Annotated in this window: 14 protein-coding genes and 2 tRNA genes; 9 read left to right on the plus strand and 7 right to left on the minus strand. The window is 65.5% G+C overall.

The genetic code is table 11. The annotated features are described in order from the left end of the window. The first annotated feature begins 39 nt into the window (after positions 1-39). From EJV47_RS07925 to EJV47_RS07935, 3 genes are all read left to right on the plus strand, one after another. Complete coding sequence (locus EJV47_RS07925; RefSeq protein WP_126692605.1) at positions 40-1,149, plus strand: porin; 1,110 nt, start codon at positions 40-42, stop codon at positions 1,147-1,149. A 160-nt stretch (positions 1,150-1,309) separates the two neighbouring features. After that, positions 1,310-2,473, plus strand: coding sequence for a sensor protein KdpD (locus EJV47_RS07930; RefSeq protein WP_126692606.1), 1,164 nt, complete (start codon positions 1,310-1,312; stop codon positions 2,471-2,473). A gap of 254 nt (positions 2,474-2,727) precedes the next feature. Then, the gene (locus EJV47_RS07935) at positions 2,728-4,545 is read left to right on the plus strand and encodes a HAMP domain-containing sensor histidine kinase (RefSeq protein WP_126692607.1); all 1,818 of its coding nucleotides are present in this window, start codon (positions 2,728-2,730) and stop codon (positions 4,543-4,545) included. A 77-nt stretch (positions 4,546-4,622) separates the two neighbouring features. On the opposite strand, the gene EJV47_RS07940 is transcribed toward EJV47_RS07935, so the two are convergent. Beyond that, positions 4,623-4,694 (minus strand) — tRNA-Glu (locus tag EJV47_RS07940). Between the two features lie 24 nt (positions 4,695-4,718). After that, positions 4,719-4,790, minus strand: a tRNA-Glu gene (locus tag EJV47_RS07945). A gap of 485 nt (positions 4,791-5,275) precedes the next feature. Between EJV47_RS07945 and EJV47_RS07950 the strand changes: the two genes are divergently transcribed. Together EJV47_RS07950 and EJV47_RS07955 are read left to right on the plus strand one after the other, a co-directional pair. Continuing rightward, positions 5,276-5,602 (plus strand): STAS domain-containing protein, encoded by a 327-nt coding sequence (locus EJV47_RS07950; protein WP_126692608.1) that lies wholly within the window; start codon positions 5,276-5,278, stop codon positions 5,600-5,602. A gap of 77 nt (positions 5,603-5,679) precedes the next feature. After that, positions 5,680-7,494 carry an ABC transporter ATP-binding protein gene (locus EJV47_RS07955; RefSeq protein ID WP_126692609.1) on the plus strand — a complete coding sequence of 605 codons (1,815 nt, stop codon included), beginning with the start codon at positions 5,680-5,682 and terminating at the stop codon, positions 7,492-7,494. A 71-nt stretch (positions 7,495-7,565) separates the two neighbouring features. On the opposite strand, the gene EJV47_RS07960 is transcribed toward EJV47_RS07955, so the two are convergent. Further along, positions 7,566-9,647, minus strand: a complete 2,082-nt coding sequence (locus EJV47_RS07960) for a matrixin family metalloprotease (protein WP_126692610.1) — start codon at positions 9,645-9,647, stop codon at positions 7,566-7,568. 222 nt (positions 9,648-9,869) lie between these two features. Here EJV47_RS07960 and EJV47_RS07965 point away from each other — a divergent pair, with 222 nt between their 5' ends. The 4 genes from EJV47_RS07965 (at position 9,870) to EJV47_RS07980 (ending at position 13,544) form a co-directional block, all read left to right on the plus strand. Further along, entirely contained in the window at positions 9,870-10,748 is an 879-nt protein-coding gene (locus EJV47_RS07965) for a M48 family metalloprotease (protein WP_126692611.1), read from the plus strand. A 150-nt stretch (positions 10,749-10,898) separates the two neighbouring features. Continuing rightward, on the plus strand, positions 10,899-11,801 hold the full coding sequence (locus EJV47_RS07970; protein ID WP_126692612.1) for a PhzF family phenazine biosynthesis protein: 903 nt from the start codon (positions 10,899-10,901) through the stop codon (positions 11,799-11,801). A 124-nt stretch (positions 11,802-11,925) separates the two neighbouring features. Beyond that, positions 11,926-12,741 (plus strand): DNA-formamidopyrimidine glycosylase, encoded by an 816-nt coding sequence (mutM, locus tag EJV47_RS07975; protein WP_126692613.1) that lies wholly within the window; start codon positions 11,926-11,928, stop codon positions 12,739-12,741. Positions 12,742-13,043: 302 nt separating this feature from the next. Continuing rightward, complete coding sequence (locus tag EJV47_RS07980; RefSeq protein ID WP_126692614.1) at positions 13,044-13,544, plus strand: DUF5004 domain-containing protein; 501 nt, start codon at positions 13,044-13,046, stop codon at positions 13,542-13,544. Between the two features lie 92 nt (positions 13,545-13,636). Here EJV47_RS07980 and EJV47_RS07985 read toward each other — a convergent pair whose 3' ends face one another. Genes EJV47_RS07985 through EJV47_RS08000 form a run of 4 tightly spaced genes read right to left on the minus strand, consistent with a single transcriptional unit; the run spans position 13,637 to position 15,945 of the window. Next, entirely contained in the window at positions 13,637-13,900 is a 264-nt protein-coding gene (locus EJV47_RS07985; protein WP_126692615.1) for a hypothetical protein, read from the minus strand. A gap of 42 nt (positions 13,901-13,942) precedes the next feature. After that, positions 13,943-14,218: a hypothetical protein gene (locus EJV47_RS07990; RefSeq protein ID WP_126692616.1), complete on the minus strand. Its 276-nt coding sequence runs from the start codon at positions 14,216-14,218 to the stop codon at positions 13,943-13,945. Positions 14,219-14,241: 23 nt separating this feature from the next. Then, positions 14,242-14,544 carry a hypothetical protein gene (locus EJV47_RS07995; protein ID WP_126692617.1) on the minus strand — a complete coding sequence of 101 codons (303 nt, stop codon included), beginning with the start codon at positions 14,542-14,544 and terminating at the stop codon, positions 14,242-14,244. A 3-nt stretch (positions 14,545-14,547) separates the two neighbouring features. Then, positions 14,548-15,945, minus strand: a complete 1,398-nt coding sequence (locus EJV47_RS08000) for a radical SAM protein (RefSeq protein WP_126692618.1) — start codon at positions 15,943-15,945, stop codon at positions 14,548-14,550. Positions 15,946-15,980: the final 35 nt, after the last annotated feature.

Here is a 15,980-nt window from a genome sequence, read left to right on the forward strand (position 1 = left end):
CCCGACGGTGGCCCGCCGCGCTGACCTGTCTTCTCCCCCATGAAAGCTCTTATTGCCCTGCCCGTGGGCCTGCTGACGGCCGCCTCTGCCCTGGCCCAAACCACCGGCGCTCCGGATTCCGCCGCCGTAGCCGCGCCGACGCCTTCCCCCCTGACCGTGTACGGCTTCGCCGACGGCTACTACGGCTACGACCTGACCGGCAAAAGCCAGACGCGGCCGGGCTTCCTGTACTCGCACCACCGCGCCAACGAGTTTGCCCTGAACAACGCCGTGGTGGGCCTACGCTACGACGACGAGCGGGTACGCGGGGCCGTGGGCCTGCACGCGGGCACCTACGTCGAGGCCAACTACGCCGCCGAGCCCCAGGTGCTCAAGCACGTGTACGAGGCCTATGCCGGCTTCCGGCCCTTCGCCAAAGCCTGGCTGGACCTGGGCATTTTCGGTTCCCACATCGGCTTCGAGTCGGCGCTGAGCAAGGACAACTGGACGCTGACCCGCTCCCTGATGGCCGAAAACTCGCCCTACTACGAAAGCGGGGCGCGCCTGAGCTACGAGGCCGATTCGAAGCTCACCCTGACCGGGCTGGTGCTCAACGGCTGGCAGAACCTGCGCGACAACAACCGCGCAAAGGCCCTGGGCTGGCAGATTCAGTGGAAGCCCACCGCCAAGCTGCTCATCAACAGCAGCGCCTTTTACGGCAACGAGCAGCCCCAGGACTCGGCCCGCCGCCGCCGCTACTTCCACGATTTCTACGTGAGCTACGCCGCCACCGACAAGCTCAGCCTGGCGGGCGTGTTCGACGTGGGCAAGCAGGAACAGGCGGCCCGCGGCACCAAGGCCGATACCTGGCACACCGCCGCCGCCTTCGTGCGCTACAAGCTGGCTGCTAAGTGGAGCGCCACCGCCCGCTACGAGTACTACTACGCCGACCGCGGCGTCATCATTCGCAGCATCATGCCCACCCCCACCGACGCCAATTTCCGCGTGGGCGGCGGCTCCCTCAACCTCGACTACGCCCCCACCAGCAACCTGCTTTTCCGGGTGGAAGGCCGCGTGCTGCGCAGCCGTGACGCGCTCTTCCCCGACGACGCCGGCCAGCCCGCGCAGACGTACGGCAACCTGACCAGCAGCATCGCGCTGAGCTTCTGATGGCCGGTGTAGCGCGGGCTTTAGCCCGCGTTTATGGGGCCGTGTCGGGCGGGAGGACGCGGGCTAAAGCCCGCGCTACACCTTCCTCCCCATCCATTTCCCACCAGAAAACACCCCGAGTCGTCAGGCTCCCCCTCTCCCGGGGGGTGGGGTCCATCCGATGAGCGAACCGGAACAACAGCAGCGCGACCAATCGGCCGAACGGTTTCTGCGCCTGGTGCAGCAGAAGCGCCGCGGCACGCTCAAGGTGTACCTGGGCCTGGCCGCCGGCGTGGGCAAAACCTACCGCATGCTGCAGGAAGCCCACGACCTGCTCCAGCACGGCGTCGACGTGGTTATCGGCTACGTGGAGACGCACCGGCGCCGCGAAACGGAAGCCCAGCTGCCGGGGCTGCCGCAGCTGCCGCGCAAGAGCGTGTTTTACCGCGGCCGGGCCTTGGAGGAGCTCGACGTGCAGGCCGTCTTGCAGCGCCGTCCGCAGGTGGTCATCGTCGATGAGCTGGCCCACACCAACGTGCCGGGCGCCGGCAACGAGAAGCGCTGGCAGGACGTGGAGCAGCTGGTGCAGGCGGGTATTTCGGTGATAACCGCCCTGAACGTGCAGCACCTGGAAAGCCTGCACGACCAGGTGCTCAAAATCACCGGCCAGGACGTGCAGGAGCGCGTGCCCGACCAGGTGCTGCGCCAGGCCGACGAGGTGGTGAACGTGGATCTGACCGTGGCCGAGCTGCGCCGCCGCCTCGAAGAAGGCAAGATTTACGACGCGCAGAAGGTGCCCACGGCCCTGCGCAACTTCTTCCGGCCCGAGCACCTGGCGCAGCTGCGCGAGCTGGCCCTGCGCGAAGTAGCCCAGCAGCTCGGCCAGCAAATCGACCGGGGGCAGCAGGCCATGGTGCAGCCTGAGCGGCGCAACCAGGACCGGCTGCTGGCCTGCATCAACACCAACGCCCCGGCCGCCCGCGAAATCATCCGCAAAACCTCCCGCCTGGCCGCCCGCTTCGGCGCCGCCGCCTGGTACGTGCTCTACGTGCAGACGCCCGCCGAAGCCGCCGACCGCATCGGGCTGGCCCGGCAGCGCCACCTCATCAACAACCTGCAGCTGGCCACCGAGCTGGGCGCGCAGATTCTGCGGGTAAAGGACGCCGACGTGGCGGCGGCCGTGCTGCGCGTGGCGGCGGAGAAAAACGCCAGCCTGCTCGTCTGCGGCGTCAGCGGCGCCCCGCGCTGGTGGCAGCGCCTCACGGGCCGCGGCGTTACCTTCCACCTGGTGCGCGCCGCGGCCCGCGCCGGCCAGGATTTGGACTTGTTTCTTGTTAGTCATTAGAAGCGGTGCTGTATGGCTTCTTTCTGGTCCGACAACCTGGCTGAAATGCCCTGCATAGAACATCAACTACGCCGCAGTTTTTATGCACCACCCCTGCATAATCTTTTAACATCTAAGGATTCTTTATGCAGCACCTCTGCATAAATCTTTGATACCGGATAGTTTTTTATGCAGACCCAGCCGCACTTTCAAACCAGCGCCCAGGCGTCATTGCAGGGCCCGGGGGCCAGCTTCTACCGGCACTAAGTACCCACATGTACCTCAAAACCAAGATTACGCTGGGCTTCGTGGCCATGCTGCTGCTGCTGCTGGCCATCGGCGGCTACGCTTTTTACACCGTGCGTCAGCTGGACCGCTCGGCCCGCGCCGTGCTGCAGGCCAACTTCCACTCCGTGGAGTACGGCCAGCGGATGCTACGCGCCCTCGACGCGCTGGAGCGCAACCCCTGGACCGACACCGCGGCCACGGCCCAGTTCGAGCAGGCGCTGATTGACGAAACGGCCAACGTCACCGAGCCCGGCGAGCAGCGCGTGGTGGAGCGGCTCGGGGAGGTTTTCGGGCAGCTGAGGCAGTACCAGGCCGACCGCGTGCGCGCTGCTGCGCCGCCTGGCTCCGCGGGCGCGCCGCCCACAGCCAACCCCAAGCTGACCGCGGAGCTGCGCGCCCTCACGCACCGCATGATTGAGCTGAACGTGCAGGCGCTGACGGCCAAGAACTCGGCCTCCAACCGTGGGGCCGAGCGGGCCAGCCACTACCTGCTGGCCGCCGCCGCGCTGGCCGTGCTGCTAGGCCTGGGCCTGGTGCTGAGCGTGCCCGAAGCCGCCGTGCAGCCCCTGCGCCAGCTCACGGCCGCCATCGGCCACGCCAGCCAGGGTCACTACCGCTCCAGCATCCCGGTAGAAAGCCGCGACGAGTTTGGCGTCGTGGCCAGCGCCTTCAACCAGCTGCTGACGCAGCTGCGGGACTTCCGCGCCAGCACCACCGCCGAGCTGATTACCGAGCGCAACCGCATGACCAGCCTCGTCGACAGCCTCGACGAGGGCCTGCTGCTCATCGACCAGCACGGGCGCATCCTGCTGGCCAACCCCACCGCCGCCGAGCTGCTGGGGCTGCCGGCCGCCCAGCTCGTGGGCCAGCCCGCCGCCGAGCTGGCCCGGCAAAACGATTTGCTGCGCGCCATGCTGGCCCCGCTGAGCGCGCCGCGCCGCCAGCAGGCCGTAGCCGAGCTGCCCCTGTTTACCATTGCCCAGCAGGGCGAGGAAGCCTATTACCGCCTTACCGTGCACGACATCGTGTCGTTCAACGAGGCGGTGGACGAAATGCAGTTCGTGGGCTACATCCTGGCCCTGCGCAACGTGTCGGAGTTCAAGCGCCTCGACCAGGTGAAATCCGACTTCCTGGCTACCGTCTCGCACGAGCTGAAAACGCCGCTGGCCAGCCTCAACCTCAGCCTGAAGCTGCTGCAGGACGAGCGCACCGCCCCCGACAAGCGCCAGGGCCTGATGCAGAGCATGCGCCAGCAGACGCAGCGCCTGCAGCGCATGGTGGGCGAGCTGCTCGACGTGTCGCGCCTCGAAGCCGGGGCCGGCATTCAGCTCGATGTGCGCCCCACCGACCTGCGCGACGTGGTGCGCTACGCCACCGATACCGTGCGCGCCCAGCTCCACGACAAGCACCTGCAGTTGCGGGTGGAGCTGCCCGCCGACTTGCCGCCGGTGGCCGCCGACGTGGAAAAAACCACCTGGGTGCTCATCAATCTGCTGGCCAACGCCATCCGGTATTCGCCCCTGGATGCCCCGCTCACCGTGCGGGCCCGCCCCCTGCCCGACAGCATCGAATTGAGCGTGCAGGACCAGGGCCCGGGCATCGCGCCGGCGTACCACGAGCGAATTTTTCAGCGCTTCGCCCAAGTGCCCAACCATACGGAATACCGCGGCGGCTCCGGCCTGGGGCTGAGCATTGCCCGGGAATTCATTACTGCCCAGGGCGGCCGGCTGTGGGTGGAAAGTGAGCTGGGCAGCGGCAGCCGGTTCGCGTTTACCCTGCCCCTGGCGCCCGGCCACGCGCAGTAGCCGCGCAACTACGAGCCACCGCCTGAAAAGCGAAACGCCTTGCTGGTCGATGACCGGCAAGGCGTTTCCGATTGTTGTACTCCGTAGGGGAATCGAACCCCTGTTGGCAGAATGAAAATCTGCAGTCCTAACCCCTAGACGAACGGAGCGGGTTTCAAACGACAGCGGCTTAGTACTCCGTAGGGGAATCGAACCCCTGTTGGCAGAATGAAAATCTGCAGTCCTAACCCCTAGACGAACGGAGCGGATAACAGGGCCGTTGTCGTTTGATGGTGCAAAGATAGTAGGCGGTTTTTTCCTGGCAATGCCCCAAACCTAAAAAAAGCCTATTCAATTAAAATAGGACTGATTTTCAGGCCTAAATATTTCGCAATTGTTACGGGCAGCCCGCTTGCAGCGGCTCGACAGGACAAAAAAAAGCAGGCTGCCTGTCACGACGTAACACCACACCTGAGGTTACGTCAGTTGCCGCATTTGACAGGCAGCCCACTCTGACAAATGTAGATTACCCGTAGCGGCGGGCGCCCCGCACAGATACGTAATTACGCTTGCGTGAAATACGGATTTTCCCCTGAGCTACCCGGCGAAAAATTGAGTAGAAATCGGCGCGGTGTGGGTGGGGCCGGGCCTCATCTTTTCCGCGTTGGGCTACGTATTAGGTGGTGGCCGGGCTCCCGCGTCCGGCCGTACTCCGCCCCTTCCTACCTCCCGCTCCTTCCCACCCGAACTCATGGACGTTTACCACGAAATCCTGCCCGACCGCTACGTCCTGCTCCTAGCCGACGGCACCTCCCCGGCCAACGACTCGGCCTCCGACACGCTGGCGCGCTGCCTGCTGCAGGCCTACCGCAGCGGCAAAACCAGCGTCTGGATCGACTGCAGCCGCCTGCATCACCTGCCCGCCGCCGCCCGCGACCTGCTGATGCGCTACCAGAAGCGCCTGGGCCGCCGCTCGGTGCGCCTGGTGCTCAGCCTGGCCTCGCCCACCGTGCGCCAGGCCTTTGCCGACGTGGCCCCCGATGTGCGGCCCGAAATGGCCGACGAAGATCCGGCCTGACGCCCCGCTGCGGGGCCGCTAAACTTCTGCTGGGGTAGGTGGTTGTTGGGGGACTCTTCTCCCCTACCCTCTTCTGCATGAAACTGCTGTTTGGCTACCTGCGCCAGTACTGGGGCCTGCTCGCGCTGGCCCTGCTGCTGGCGGCCATCAACCAGATATTCTCCCTGCTCGACCCGCTAATTCTGGGCAAAATAATCGACCGATACGTGTCGCCGGCCTTGAAAACTGCCCAGACGCCCACGTTCTGGCAGTTCCTCACGGGCGGGGCGGGCCTGCTCGTTCTGCAGGCGCTGGGCGTGGCCATGGTGTCGCGCATCGCCAAAAACTTCCAGGATTACTACACCAACGTCATCACCCAGCGCCTGGGGGCGGCCCTGTACTCCGACGGGCTGCGGCATTCGCTGGAGCTGCCCTACCAGGTGTTTGAGGACCAACGCTCGGGCGAAACCCTGGGCAAGCTCCAGAAGGTGCGCACCGACGTGGAGCGGCTCATCCAGAGCTTTATCAACGTGCTGTTCATCACGCTGGTGGGCATCGTGTTTGTGACCTGGTACGCCCTGAGCGTGTACAAACCTATTGCGCTGGTGTACTTTCTCACCATCCCGTTGCTGGCCACGTTGAGCCTGTTTCTGAGCCGGCGCATCAAAGCCATCCAGAAAACCATTGTGGCCGAAACCACCGCCCTGGCCGGCTCCACTACCGAAAGCCTGCGCAATATCGAGCTGATCAAGAGCCTGGGGCTGGCTCAGCAGGAAACCCAGCGGCTGAACGCCACCACCGACAAAATTCTGAAGCTGGAGCTGAAGAAAGTGCGCTATCTGCGCTCCTTATCGTTTGTGCAGGGCACGTTCGTGAACCTGATGCGCAACGTGATTCTGCTGATGCTGGTGTTTTTGGTGGTGCAAGGCGTGATTCTGCCGGGTAAGTTCATCACCTTTTTCTTCTACTCCTTCGCCATTTTCGGGCCGCTCCAGGAGCTGGGCACCATCATCAATGTGTACCGCGAAACGGAGGCGTCCCTGAACAACTACCAGCAGATTCTGGCGACGCCCAAGGAGGTGAAGCCCGCCCACCCACGCGACATCGGCCAGATTCAGACGCTGGCCTTCGATGACGTGCATTTCCAGCACCTCACGGCTGCCTCACCCGCCCTCGACGGCATTTCCTTCCGCACCGAGCTGGGCCAGACGGTGGCCTTCGTCGGGCCTTCGGGTTCGGGCAAGACCACGCTGGTGAAGCTGCTGGTGGGCCTGTACCCACCCGCCCAGGGCCGTATTCTGTACAACGACGCGCCCGGCAGCCAGCTCGACCTCGACGCCCTGCGCGAGCAAATCGGCTTCGTGACCCAGGACCCGCAGCTCTTCGCCGGCACCATCCGCGACAACCTGCGCTTCGTGGCCCCCCACGCCACCGACGAGGAGTGCCTGCGCGCCCTGCGCGAAGCCGCCGCCGACTCTTTGCTGCGCCGCGCCCCGCAGGGCCTCGATACGGTCATTGGCGAGGGGGGCGTGAAGGTGTCGGGTGGTGAGAAGCAGCGCCTGAGCATTGCCCGCGCCCTGTTGCGCCGCCCCACCCTGCTGGTGTTCGACGAAGCTACTTCGGCCCTGGATTCCCTCACGGAGGAGGAAATCAGCCGCACGGTGCGCGACCTGTCGGCCACCCGCCGCCACCTGACCATCCTCATTGCCCACCGCCTGAGCACCATCCTGCACGCCGACTGCATCTACGTGCTGGAGCGCGGCCGCATCGTGGAGGCCGGCCGCCACGACGAGCTGCTGGACCGCAAAGGCCTATACTACGCCATGTGGCGCCAGCAAATTGGGGAGCGGCAGCGGCCGGCCTCGTTGACGGCGGCTCCAAGCGGCGCCCCGGCCGCCAAGCAGCCGGCGTAGAGCAGACTGACGCACAAACCAAGGGCCCCGAGCGGTAATTCCGCCCGGGGCCCTTGGTTTTCCTGACCAACTTAGTGCTGCACCAGGATGCGCTGGCGCTCGGGCTTGCCGCTGCCGGCCTGCCACTGCAGCAGGTACACCCCGTTGCGCAGGCTGGCTACCGGCACTTCGGCCGTCAGTGCCCCGGCGGGCACCGGCTGCTGCCACACGCTGCGGCCGGCGGCGTCGAGCAGCGTCAGGCGGCCCAGCGTGGCGTTATCGGCGGCGGGCAGACGCACCTGCAGCACGTCGGCCACGGGGTTGGGGAAGGCCTGCAGCCCGGCCGCGGCCCCGGCTCCGGTCACGGCTACCGACTGCGAAAAGTGCTCCGGGCCATCGGTATCCACCTGGCGCAGGCGGTAGTAGCGCGTCTGGCCGGCACTGAGGGGGCGCGCATCGGTGGCGGTGTAGCTGCGGGCCGTGGTGCTGGTGCCGGCCGCGGCCACCCGGGCTACTTCCTGCCAGTTGTCGGTGGCCGGGTCGTCGGTGGCCTGCACCGCGAAGTAGGCGCTACGCTGCTCCTGGGCCGTAGCCCACTCCAGGCGCGTGCCGGGCAGCCCGGGCTCGTAGCGGGCCACGAAGCTGGTCAGCTCCACCGGCAGCGGGGTGGCGGCCAGCAGCCGCAGCAGCGGCGAGTTGCAGGGGTTGGCGCTGTTCAGGCTGAAGTCGATAACGGCCAGGCCGGCGGCCACGTCGCTGTCGAGGCTAAGGGTGCGCGACTGTTGGCCGTTGGCAATGGCGTAGTGCATCACGGCCCCGGGCCGGATGATGTGGCCCAGCTGGTGGGCGTGCCCCTGCTCGTGCACCGCCACGCTTTCAAAGTCGTACTGCGCGGACGAGGGCGCCGTGGCGGCGAAGTTCCAGTTAGTGGTGTTGCTGAAGCTGTAGTCGGTTTCCGCCACGCGCCAGTACGTGACGCCGCCGCTGGTGCAGCCGCTGTAGCGCGAGGTGGTGCGCCCCAGCACGTTGGCCGGCAGTTCCCCGTTGGTGTCGAAGCGCACGATGTTCACCCCGTCGTCGGCCACGGCGCTGCTGGTGGCGTTGGTCCCGATCTGCAGGTTCAGGCCGGTAGCCGCTTTCCAGGTGTTCAGGCCGCGCTCAAACGCCGCCCGGGCCGGGGCATTAGCGGCGAAGCTGGCGTCGTACTGCAGGGTGTAGCCGCCCTGCCCGTCGTCGTTGACGAGGCGGGCCCGGGCCGGCGGCGTGCCGATGTTGGAGTACGAGTAAATGATGGTCAGTGCCCCGGGGCTGGTAGCGGCGCCGCCGGAGGTGCTGACGCGAAACGCGCCCGAGCCAGCCCCGCCGCTGCTGGTGCGCGAAGGCACGCGCACCTGAATCTGGGTGTCGGTCCAGAGCACGTAATCGGTGCTGTTGGCCGCCACGTAGGACTGCCCGCCCTGGTCGGCGTTCAGAAACTCCACCTTGCTGTTGGCGTCCTGCGTGCCGAAGCCCGAGCCGGTGATGGTCAGCACGCTGCCCGTGCCGGCCGACAGCAGCGCCGGCGCAAACCCGCCGACAACCGGCGCGGCGCTGCCCCGGGCCGCCGTAGCCGGCGCGCTGGCCGCCCGCAGCGCCTCGTTGGCCTTTAGCTCGCGCGGGGCCTGCCCGGTGCTGCGCTGCACCGCGGGGTACAGCTCATCGGCAATGGACTGGTAGCGGCCGAAGGGCTCGGCGGCGCTGCCCGCGGCCACGTCGTAGCGCACGAAGCCCTGGGGGCCGGCCACGAGGCGGTAAGCCTGGGCGTCGGGCCCGTGCCGGTCGGGCTCCAGAAAGAACAGGCCCTGCTGGCCCACCGTCAGCTCGGCCGTGCCCGTGACCTCCTCCCGGCGCGCGCCCAGCGTACCGCCCGGCTCGGCCAGACGCAGGCCCGCAGCGGGCAGCTGCCCGTCAAACACTTTATATACTTCCAGCTGACTGAGGGTGTAGATATTGCCCCGGGCATCGGCCTGGGCCTGCTGGGCGGCCACCCGGGCTTCCACCACCACCACGGCCGCGGCGGCCCGCTGGCTCAGCGACATGGGCACCAGCATGCAGGTTTCCTGGGCCTGGGCGCGCGGGCCTGCAAACAGGCCGCCGGCAACAAGTAGTGCGGCGCGTAGGGAGCGTCGGAGCATATGAAGCAGCTTTGTATTTGTCCGGGAAAAGCCCACCGGAATCCGGGGGCTGCCATTGAACAAAACGCAGACCGGCATAATTCCCACCGGAAAATATGACCGTTGGCAGTAAACGAAAATCGGCCTTATTGACGTTCTATATCTGCAAGGCGGCTATTCCGGCCCGCGCCGCAGTTTGGCAGCATCTTTGCAAACCTTACCCGCAACCAAGAGGATTTTTTCATGACTCACACCCGCACCTTCCGCCGCCTGCTGGCCAGTATGCTCCTCTCCGTGGGGCTGCTGACGGGCGGCGCGGCCATGGCCGCTCAGCCAGCCCCGCAGCGTGATGTGCTGCGTGAAATTACCGACGTGGTGGGCCTGAAGCCCCGCTTCGAGCTGCGCGCCACTACCCAAGTTGAAAACGCGGCGGCCGTGGTGTACGGCGGCAAACGCTTCCTCTTATACAACCCCAACTTCGTGGCGGCCGTGAACCGCGCCAGCCGCACCGACTGGGCCGGCGTGAGCATTCTGGCGCACGAAATGGGCCACCACCTGAACGGCCACACCCTGCAGGGCGGCGGCTCCAACCCCTCCGACGAGCTGGAAGCCGACGAGTTTTCGGGCTTCGTGCTGCGCAAGATGGGCGCCAGCCTCTCGGAAGCCCAGACGGCCATGGCCGTGGTGTCGCAGGACTACGACTCGCCCACGCACCCGGGCCGCCCCACCCGCCTGGCCGCCATCGGCCGGGGCTGGCAGCAGGCCAACGGGCAGATTGTAGCCAGCGCCCGTACCACGGCTCCGTCGGCCCAGCCGGTGGCCATTACGCCCCGCCCGGCGCCGGTGCAGCCCGCGTCGCAGCAGGCCATTAGCTTCGTGGGTAAGCTCACCTTCCGCGACAACCCGGCCCAGCCGCTCTACATCACCAAGGGCCTGAACGTGGTGCGCCTCGACCAGGACGACCACACCGCCGCCGTGGTGGGCCGCCTCACCCGCTCCAGCAGCGCCGATTTCCCCTTCGTGCTCATCGACGGGCAGCAGCGCCGCCTCTACGTCAGCGCCCAGGGTGGTATTTTCAACCCGCAGGGCCAGCAAATCGGCCGCCTCTCTGATCCGTCGTAACGGGGTAGTCGATAGCTGGTAGTCAGTAACCGGACTACTTTTCTCTTACCGCCCGCTGCATTTGGTTGCAGCGGGCGGTTTGGTTTGGCGCCCGGCCCGGCGGTCTTTTCCGCTCTGCCCGTTATTTGCGGGCCAAATTCAAGCCGTCCTATGTCTGCGCCCTACCCTTTTCTGCTCGTCGATGCTTTCACGACGACCCCGCTCGGCGGCAACCCCTGCGCCGTGGTACTCGATGCCGACGACCTTTCGCCCGAGCGTATGCAGCAGCTGGCGCGGGAGTTCAACCAATCGGAAACGGCCTTTGTGCGCCGCGCCAGCCAGGGCGGCGACGTGAGCGTACGGTATTTTACCCCCGCCGAGGAAATTCCGCTGGCGGGGCACCCCACCATTGCTACCGCCGTGGCGCTGGTGCATGCCGGCCGCATCACACTGGCTGATACGCCCCGGGAACTGCAGTTTGAGCTGCGCGACGGGCCGATCAGCGTGGCGCTGACCCCGGCCACCGCCACTTCCCCGCTGCTGGTGACGATGACGCAGCGCCCGCCCGTCTTCGGGGCCATGCACGACGCGGCTACGGTTCTGCCCTTGTTTGGCCTAACCCCCGACGATCTGCTGCCCGGCGCGCCCATTCAGACCGTCAGCACCGGTACGCCGCAGCTGATGATGCTGCTGCGCGACCAGCACGCCCTGCGCCGCGCCCACCCGCCGCTGCCCGGCGCCTACGGCCGCTACCGCGCCGACAGCGACTTTTTCAGTCCGCACCTGTTCTGCCTTGGTGGCGCTACGGCGGCGGGCAGTACTTTTGCCCGGCATTTCGGCACGCCGCCGGATGTGGCCGAAGACCCGGTAACGGGCTCGGCAACCGGCGGTATGGCGGCCTACCTGCACCACTACGGCTACCTCACGGCCCCGGAGTTTGTGGCGGAGCAGGGCCATTGGCTGGGCCGGCCGGGCGCGGTGCGGGTGCGCGTAGAGTCAGGCGCCGGCGCCGGGCAGCGCGTGCAGATTGGCGGCCCCGGCGTGGTGCTAGTGGAAGGGCGGCTGACCTTGTAAAGCCGGTAGAAAGGTTTGGCTCCAGTGGGATTTTAGCTGGAGGATTGGTGTTGTCGTAGATACCAGGCCGGGTGCTTCCGTTGCATCCGACCTGTCACCTTTCGCCTGTACCCTTGCCCCCGAAATGCCCGAACTACCCGAAGTCGAAACCTACCGCCGCTTTTTGGATGAGTTACTGCTGCAGCAGACCGTTGCGCAGCTCGAAGTATTTGATGCCCACGTGCTGGCCGTGCCCGAGGCGGAGCTACGCCAAGCGGTGGTGGGCGCTACCGTGACGGGCACGCGGCGGCTGGGCAAGAACCTGTTCCTTGAACTCTCCACCGGCCCGGTGCTGGCCCTGCACTTCGGCATGACCGGCGACGTGGGCGCCTACCGCGACGAACACGACCGACCGCGCTTCACCCGCGTGGCCCTGGAACTGGCCGACGGCCTGCGTGTGGCCTTTACCGACCCGCGTAAGTTTGGCCGCATCCGGCTGGCGGACAGCGTGGCCGAGTTTCAGCGCCAGAAAAAGCTCGGCCCCGACGCCCTCGATTTGACCGTGGAAGAACTAGCGGCTTCGCTGGCCCGCAAGAAGACGCTCATCAAACCCCTGCTGCTCGACCAGCGCCTGACGGCCGGGCTGGGCAACTGGATTGTGGACGAGGTGCTGTTTCAGGCCGGGCTGCACCCCGAGCGCGTGGCCGGTTCGCTCACGCCGGCGGAGGTGGGGCGGCTGCACGCGGCCATCGGGCTGGTGCTGCGCACGGCCATCGAGCAGGAAGCGCACTACCGCCACTTCCCTACTACTTTTCTAATACACGCCCGGGAATGGGACACGTACCCGGTGGCGGGGTCGGATGCTTATAAGTACTGCCCCAACGACCAGGAAGCAATTGTAAAAAAGTACGTCGGCGGGCGCGCTACTTATTTCTGCCCGGTGTGCCAGAAAGAGCACTGAGAGCTTTCTTTCCTAATTTCAGCTAAACAAAAGCCGTTCTGCTAGTTACGCAAGCGGCTTTTGCATTATACCCACATACAAAAGTACAATACGAAATTGTATTGAATTTTTCAGATATAATGTTTGAATTATTGACTTTTTCCGCGAAACACTGAACCATACCGTCTACCTTAGCATTGTGACGACAACGCAGGGCTAGCCACCGTAGTACCGGGCGTGAAGTTGGATTGTGTAACGAAAGGACAAACCGCCAATCGAGCCAAGTGGCTCGGTTTTCTTCACCAAACCATTTACCCGTTTTCATGAAGAAACTGACCGTTTACCTGAGCCTGGCGCTGACCCTTGCTGGTCTGGCATCGTGTGAAAAAGAACTGGAAGAAGTAGCGCAGCCGGCCGCCAAGGCCGAAGCTGCCGCGCAACAAACCCCGCAACAGCTCCTGGCCGGCGGCCAGTGGCGCATGACCAACCTGACGACGACCAGCCAGGCCGCTGGCGCCTCGGAAGCCACTACGGTGAGCTTGTTCGGGCAGCTGAAGTCGACCATGCGGGACAACCTAACCCAATTTACCACCGACGGCCGCTACGTGCAGGACGAGGGGGCTACCAAGGTCAATCCGGGCCTGCCCCAGCAGAAATCCGGCTCCTACACGCTGAGCGAAGACGGCAAAGCCCTGGTGGTGAAGCTGCCCGAATACGAGCGCACTTACGCGGTGGAAGCCCTGTCGGCCAACGCCCTGACGCTGAAATTTACCGAGGGTGAAGGCGCCGCCGCCGTTACCTACACCAGCACTTTCGCGCACTAAGCGCACCTGATTTCCCAAATCCTGCCGGCTCCACCCGGCAGGGGCGCCCGGCCACCTCTGGTGGTCGGGCGTTTTTGTTGGCCCAGGCGTGGCTAGTACGTGGTCAGCGTACCCAGGCAGACGCCGAAGCCCACCAGCAGCACCAGCAGCAGGCCCAGCAGGAAGTCTTTGCGGTGCCCATCGGCCGCCACTACCCCGACCAGGTTCAGCAAAGCCAGCAGCCCGATGGCAAAGGCCATCATCAGCATAAAGCCCAGTCCGGCTTCGCGGCCCTGATTGAGCAGGCGCAGCAGGCCGGCAGCTAGTAGCAGGGCCAGCAGGTTGAGCAGCAGCACGCGGGCAGTATACTTTTCCATCGTTACCTGATGTGGCAGCCGGCACCAAAGCCAGCCGCGGGTTTAACCGCTGACAAACGCCAGCCCGCAGGCGCCCAGGCCAATAATTGGCAGGACGAGACAGGCCAGCAGGAAACCCTGAAAATACGGTCGGCTCTCGGGCAGCTTGAACAAGGTCACAATCCAGGCCAGCCCGTTGAGCAGCCACAGCGGCACGGCAAACCAGAGCAGCGTGAAAGCCGCCGCGACGGGGTCATGCGTGGTAGCCAAAGCCACCACGCCCAGCAGCAGGATGAGCCCGAAGTTGATACCGAGGATGGTCGCCGTGGTCCGGTGCATGGCAGCTCAGGGTTAATTAGCAGCTAGTGCATGGGGCCCAGGTGCAGGTGCGTGGCGCAGTCGCCGAAGCCGATGAGGAAAACCAGCAGGCCGGCTAGCAGGAAGCCCAGCCCCAGGCGCCAGCGGCCGGAGAACAGCAATACGAAAAAAGCCAGCAGGTCGCCGAAAGCCAACAAGAACAGCATAGGGAAGATACCCACGTCGTCGTTGACCAACTGCCGGACCAGGTGCAACAGGAGCACCAGCCCGAGGTGAGCCAGCAGCACCCAGCCCATACGGCTGGGCGGCGTTGGGGGCGGCTGGGGCGGCGGAAGAGGCGGCTGCATGGCTTAGAGCACCGGAATGTCGCGCAGCACTTCCAGGCGCTCCTGCTTGGGCTGGTCGCGGTAGAAGATGTTCATCGTTTCGAAGGGAATGATCTTGTTGTCCTTCGAGACGATGTGCACGCAGGACTTCTTGACGGCGCGCACGTCGAAGTTCCAGGCGTCCATGAACTGCAGGATGATGATGCGAAACAGGTTTTCGTAGCGCAGCGTGGGCGCCTGTACCAGCGGCAGGCAGCACAAAAGCTGGTTTAGCTCGGGCGTGACGGTATCGACGGTGTTGGCGGTGCTGAACATGCGCATCAGGTGGCCCTGCAGGCGCGGGTCGCGCTCAAACACGATGGTGTTGCGCGAGTTCTGCAGCAGCTCGGCGGGCTTGATGTAGCGGGTGAGCGGGTACACCTCGCCGTCGAGCTTGAGGGCGTAGGCCATGGCCAGCGCGTCGGGGTTGCAGGGCACGGGCAGCAGGTCGTCGGCCGAGAATACCGGGCTCTGCTCCAGGATGCCGGTGCGCACGTCGGTGAGCGAGATGCGGCCCTCGTCGGAGAAGTGGTCGAGGCGGCCGGCGGCCTGGGTGGGCTGGAAGGTGACGCCGCGCACGCACTTCTGCTTCAGGGCGAAGTCAATGATCTGGCCCATTTCATCGTCGTTCAGGCCCTTTTGCAAGGTGGCCACGAGCGTGGTGCTCAGGTTGTACTTGTTCAGGTGCGCCAGGGCATCGAGGCGCACCTGGCGCAGGTCGCGGCCGCGCATCTGGCGCAGCACGTCTTCGCGGAAGGAGTCGAACTGCAGGTACACCTCGAAGGCGGGCATGTAGGTAGCCAGCCGGGCCACAAACTCCTCGTCCTTGGCCAGGCGCACCCCGTTTGTGTTGACCATCAGGTGCTTGATGGGCTTGCGCTTGCACATGTCGAGGATTTCCCAGAACTGCGGGTGCAGCGTAGGCTCCCCGCCCGAAATCTGCACCACGTCCGGCTCGCCCTCGTTGGCCACCAGCGTGTCAATCATCTGCTCGACTTCCTCCAGGGTGCGGTGCCGGCCGTGGGTGGGGCTGCTTTCGGCGTAGCAGGTGGGGCAGGTCAGGTTGCAGCGGTCGGTTATTTCCACTACCGTCAGGCAGGAGTGCTGCTCGTGGTCGGTGCACAGGCCGCAGTCGTAGGGGCAGCCGTAGTGGGTGGCGGTGTTGAAGCGGCGCGGCACCTCGCTCTGCTTCACGTAGTTGCGAATCTGCTTGTAGTACTCGATATCGGAGGCAATGCGTACTTTCTGCCGGCCGTGCTCGGGGCAGCGCTTGAGCATGTACACGGCCTCGTCCTGGAAGACGATTTTGGCCTCCACGCGGCGCAGGCAGTGCGGGCAGAGACTCAGGGTGAAGTCGTAGTAGGTATAAGGACGTTCGGGCATGGCGCGGCGGCGAATCAGGAGAGAAAGACCGGCCG

Origin of the sequence: Hymenobacter gummosus (assembly GCF_003970915.1) — a bacterium.
GTDB lineage: Bacteria > Bacteroidota > Bacteroidia > Cytophagales > Hymenobacteraceae > Solirubrum > Solirubrum gummosum.

Bases quoted from the DNA above. Each gene is read 5' to 3' on its own strand.
- EJV47_RS07955 (WP_126692609.1), top strand. From the start codon at position 5,680: ATGAAACTGCTGTTTGGCTACCTGCGCCAGTACTGGGGCCTGCTCGCG.
- EJV47_RS07960 (WP_126692610.1), bottom strand. From the start codon at position 9,647: ATGCTCCGACGCTCCCTACGCGCCGCACTACTTGTTGCCGGCGGCCTG.
- EJV47_RS08000 (WP_126692618.1), bottom strand. From the start codon at position 15,945: ATGCCCGAACGTCCTTATACCTACTACGACTTCACCCTGAGTCTCTGC.
- EJV47_RS07970 (WP_126692612.1), top strand. From the start codon at position 10,899: ATGTCTGCGCCCTACCCTTTTCTGCTCGTCGATGCTTTCACGACGACC.
- EJV47_RS07965 (WP_126692611.1), top strand. From the start codon at position 9,870: ATGACTCACACCCGCACCTTCCGCCGCCTGCTGGCCAGTATGCTCCTC.
- EJV47_RS07950 (WP_126692608.1), top strand. From the start codon at position 5,276: ATGGACGTTTACCACGAAATCCTGCCCGACCGCTACGTCCTGCTCCTA.
- EJV47_RS07990 (WP_126692616.1), bottom strand. From the start codon at position 14,218: ATGCACCGGACCACGGCGACCATCCTCGGTATCAACTTCGGGCTCATC.
- EJV47_RS07925 (WP_126692605.1), top strand. From the start codon at position 40: ATGAAAGCTCTTATTGCCCTGCCCGTGGGCCTGCTGACGGCCGCCTCT.
- EJV47_RS07985 (WP_126692615.1), bottom strand. From the start codon at position 13,900: ATGGAAAAGTATACTGCCCGCGTGCTGCTGCTCAACCTGCTGGCCCTG.
- EJV47_RS07935 (WP_126692607.1), top strand. From the start codon at position 2,728: ATGTACCTCAAAACCAAGATTACGCTGGGCTTCGTGGCCATGCTGCTG.
- EJV47_RS07930 (WP_126692606.1), top strand. From the start codon at position 1,310: ATGAGCGAACCGGAACAACAGCAGCGCGACCAATCGGCCGAACGGTTT.
- EJV47_RS07995 (WP_126692617.1), bottom strand. From the start codon at position 14,544: ATGCAGCCGCCTCTTCCGCCGCCCCAGCCGCCCCCAACGCCGCCCAGC.
- mutM (WP_126692613.1), top strand. From the start codon at position 11,926: ATGCCCGAACTACCCGAAGTCGAAACCTACCGCCGCTTTTTGGATGAG.
- EJV47_RS07980 (WP_126692614.1), top strand. From the start codon at position 13,044: ATGAAGAAACTGACCGTTTACCTGAGCCTGGCGCTGACCCTTGCTGGT.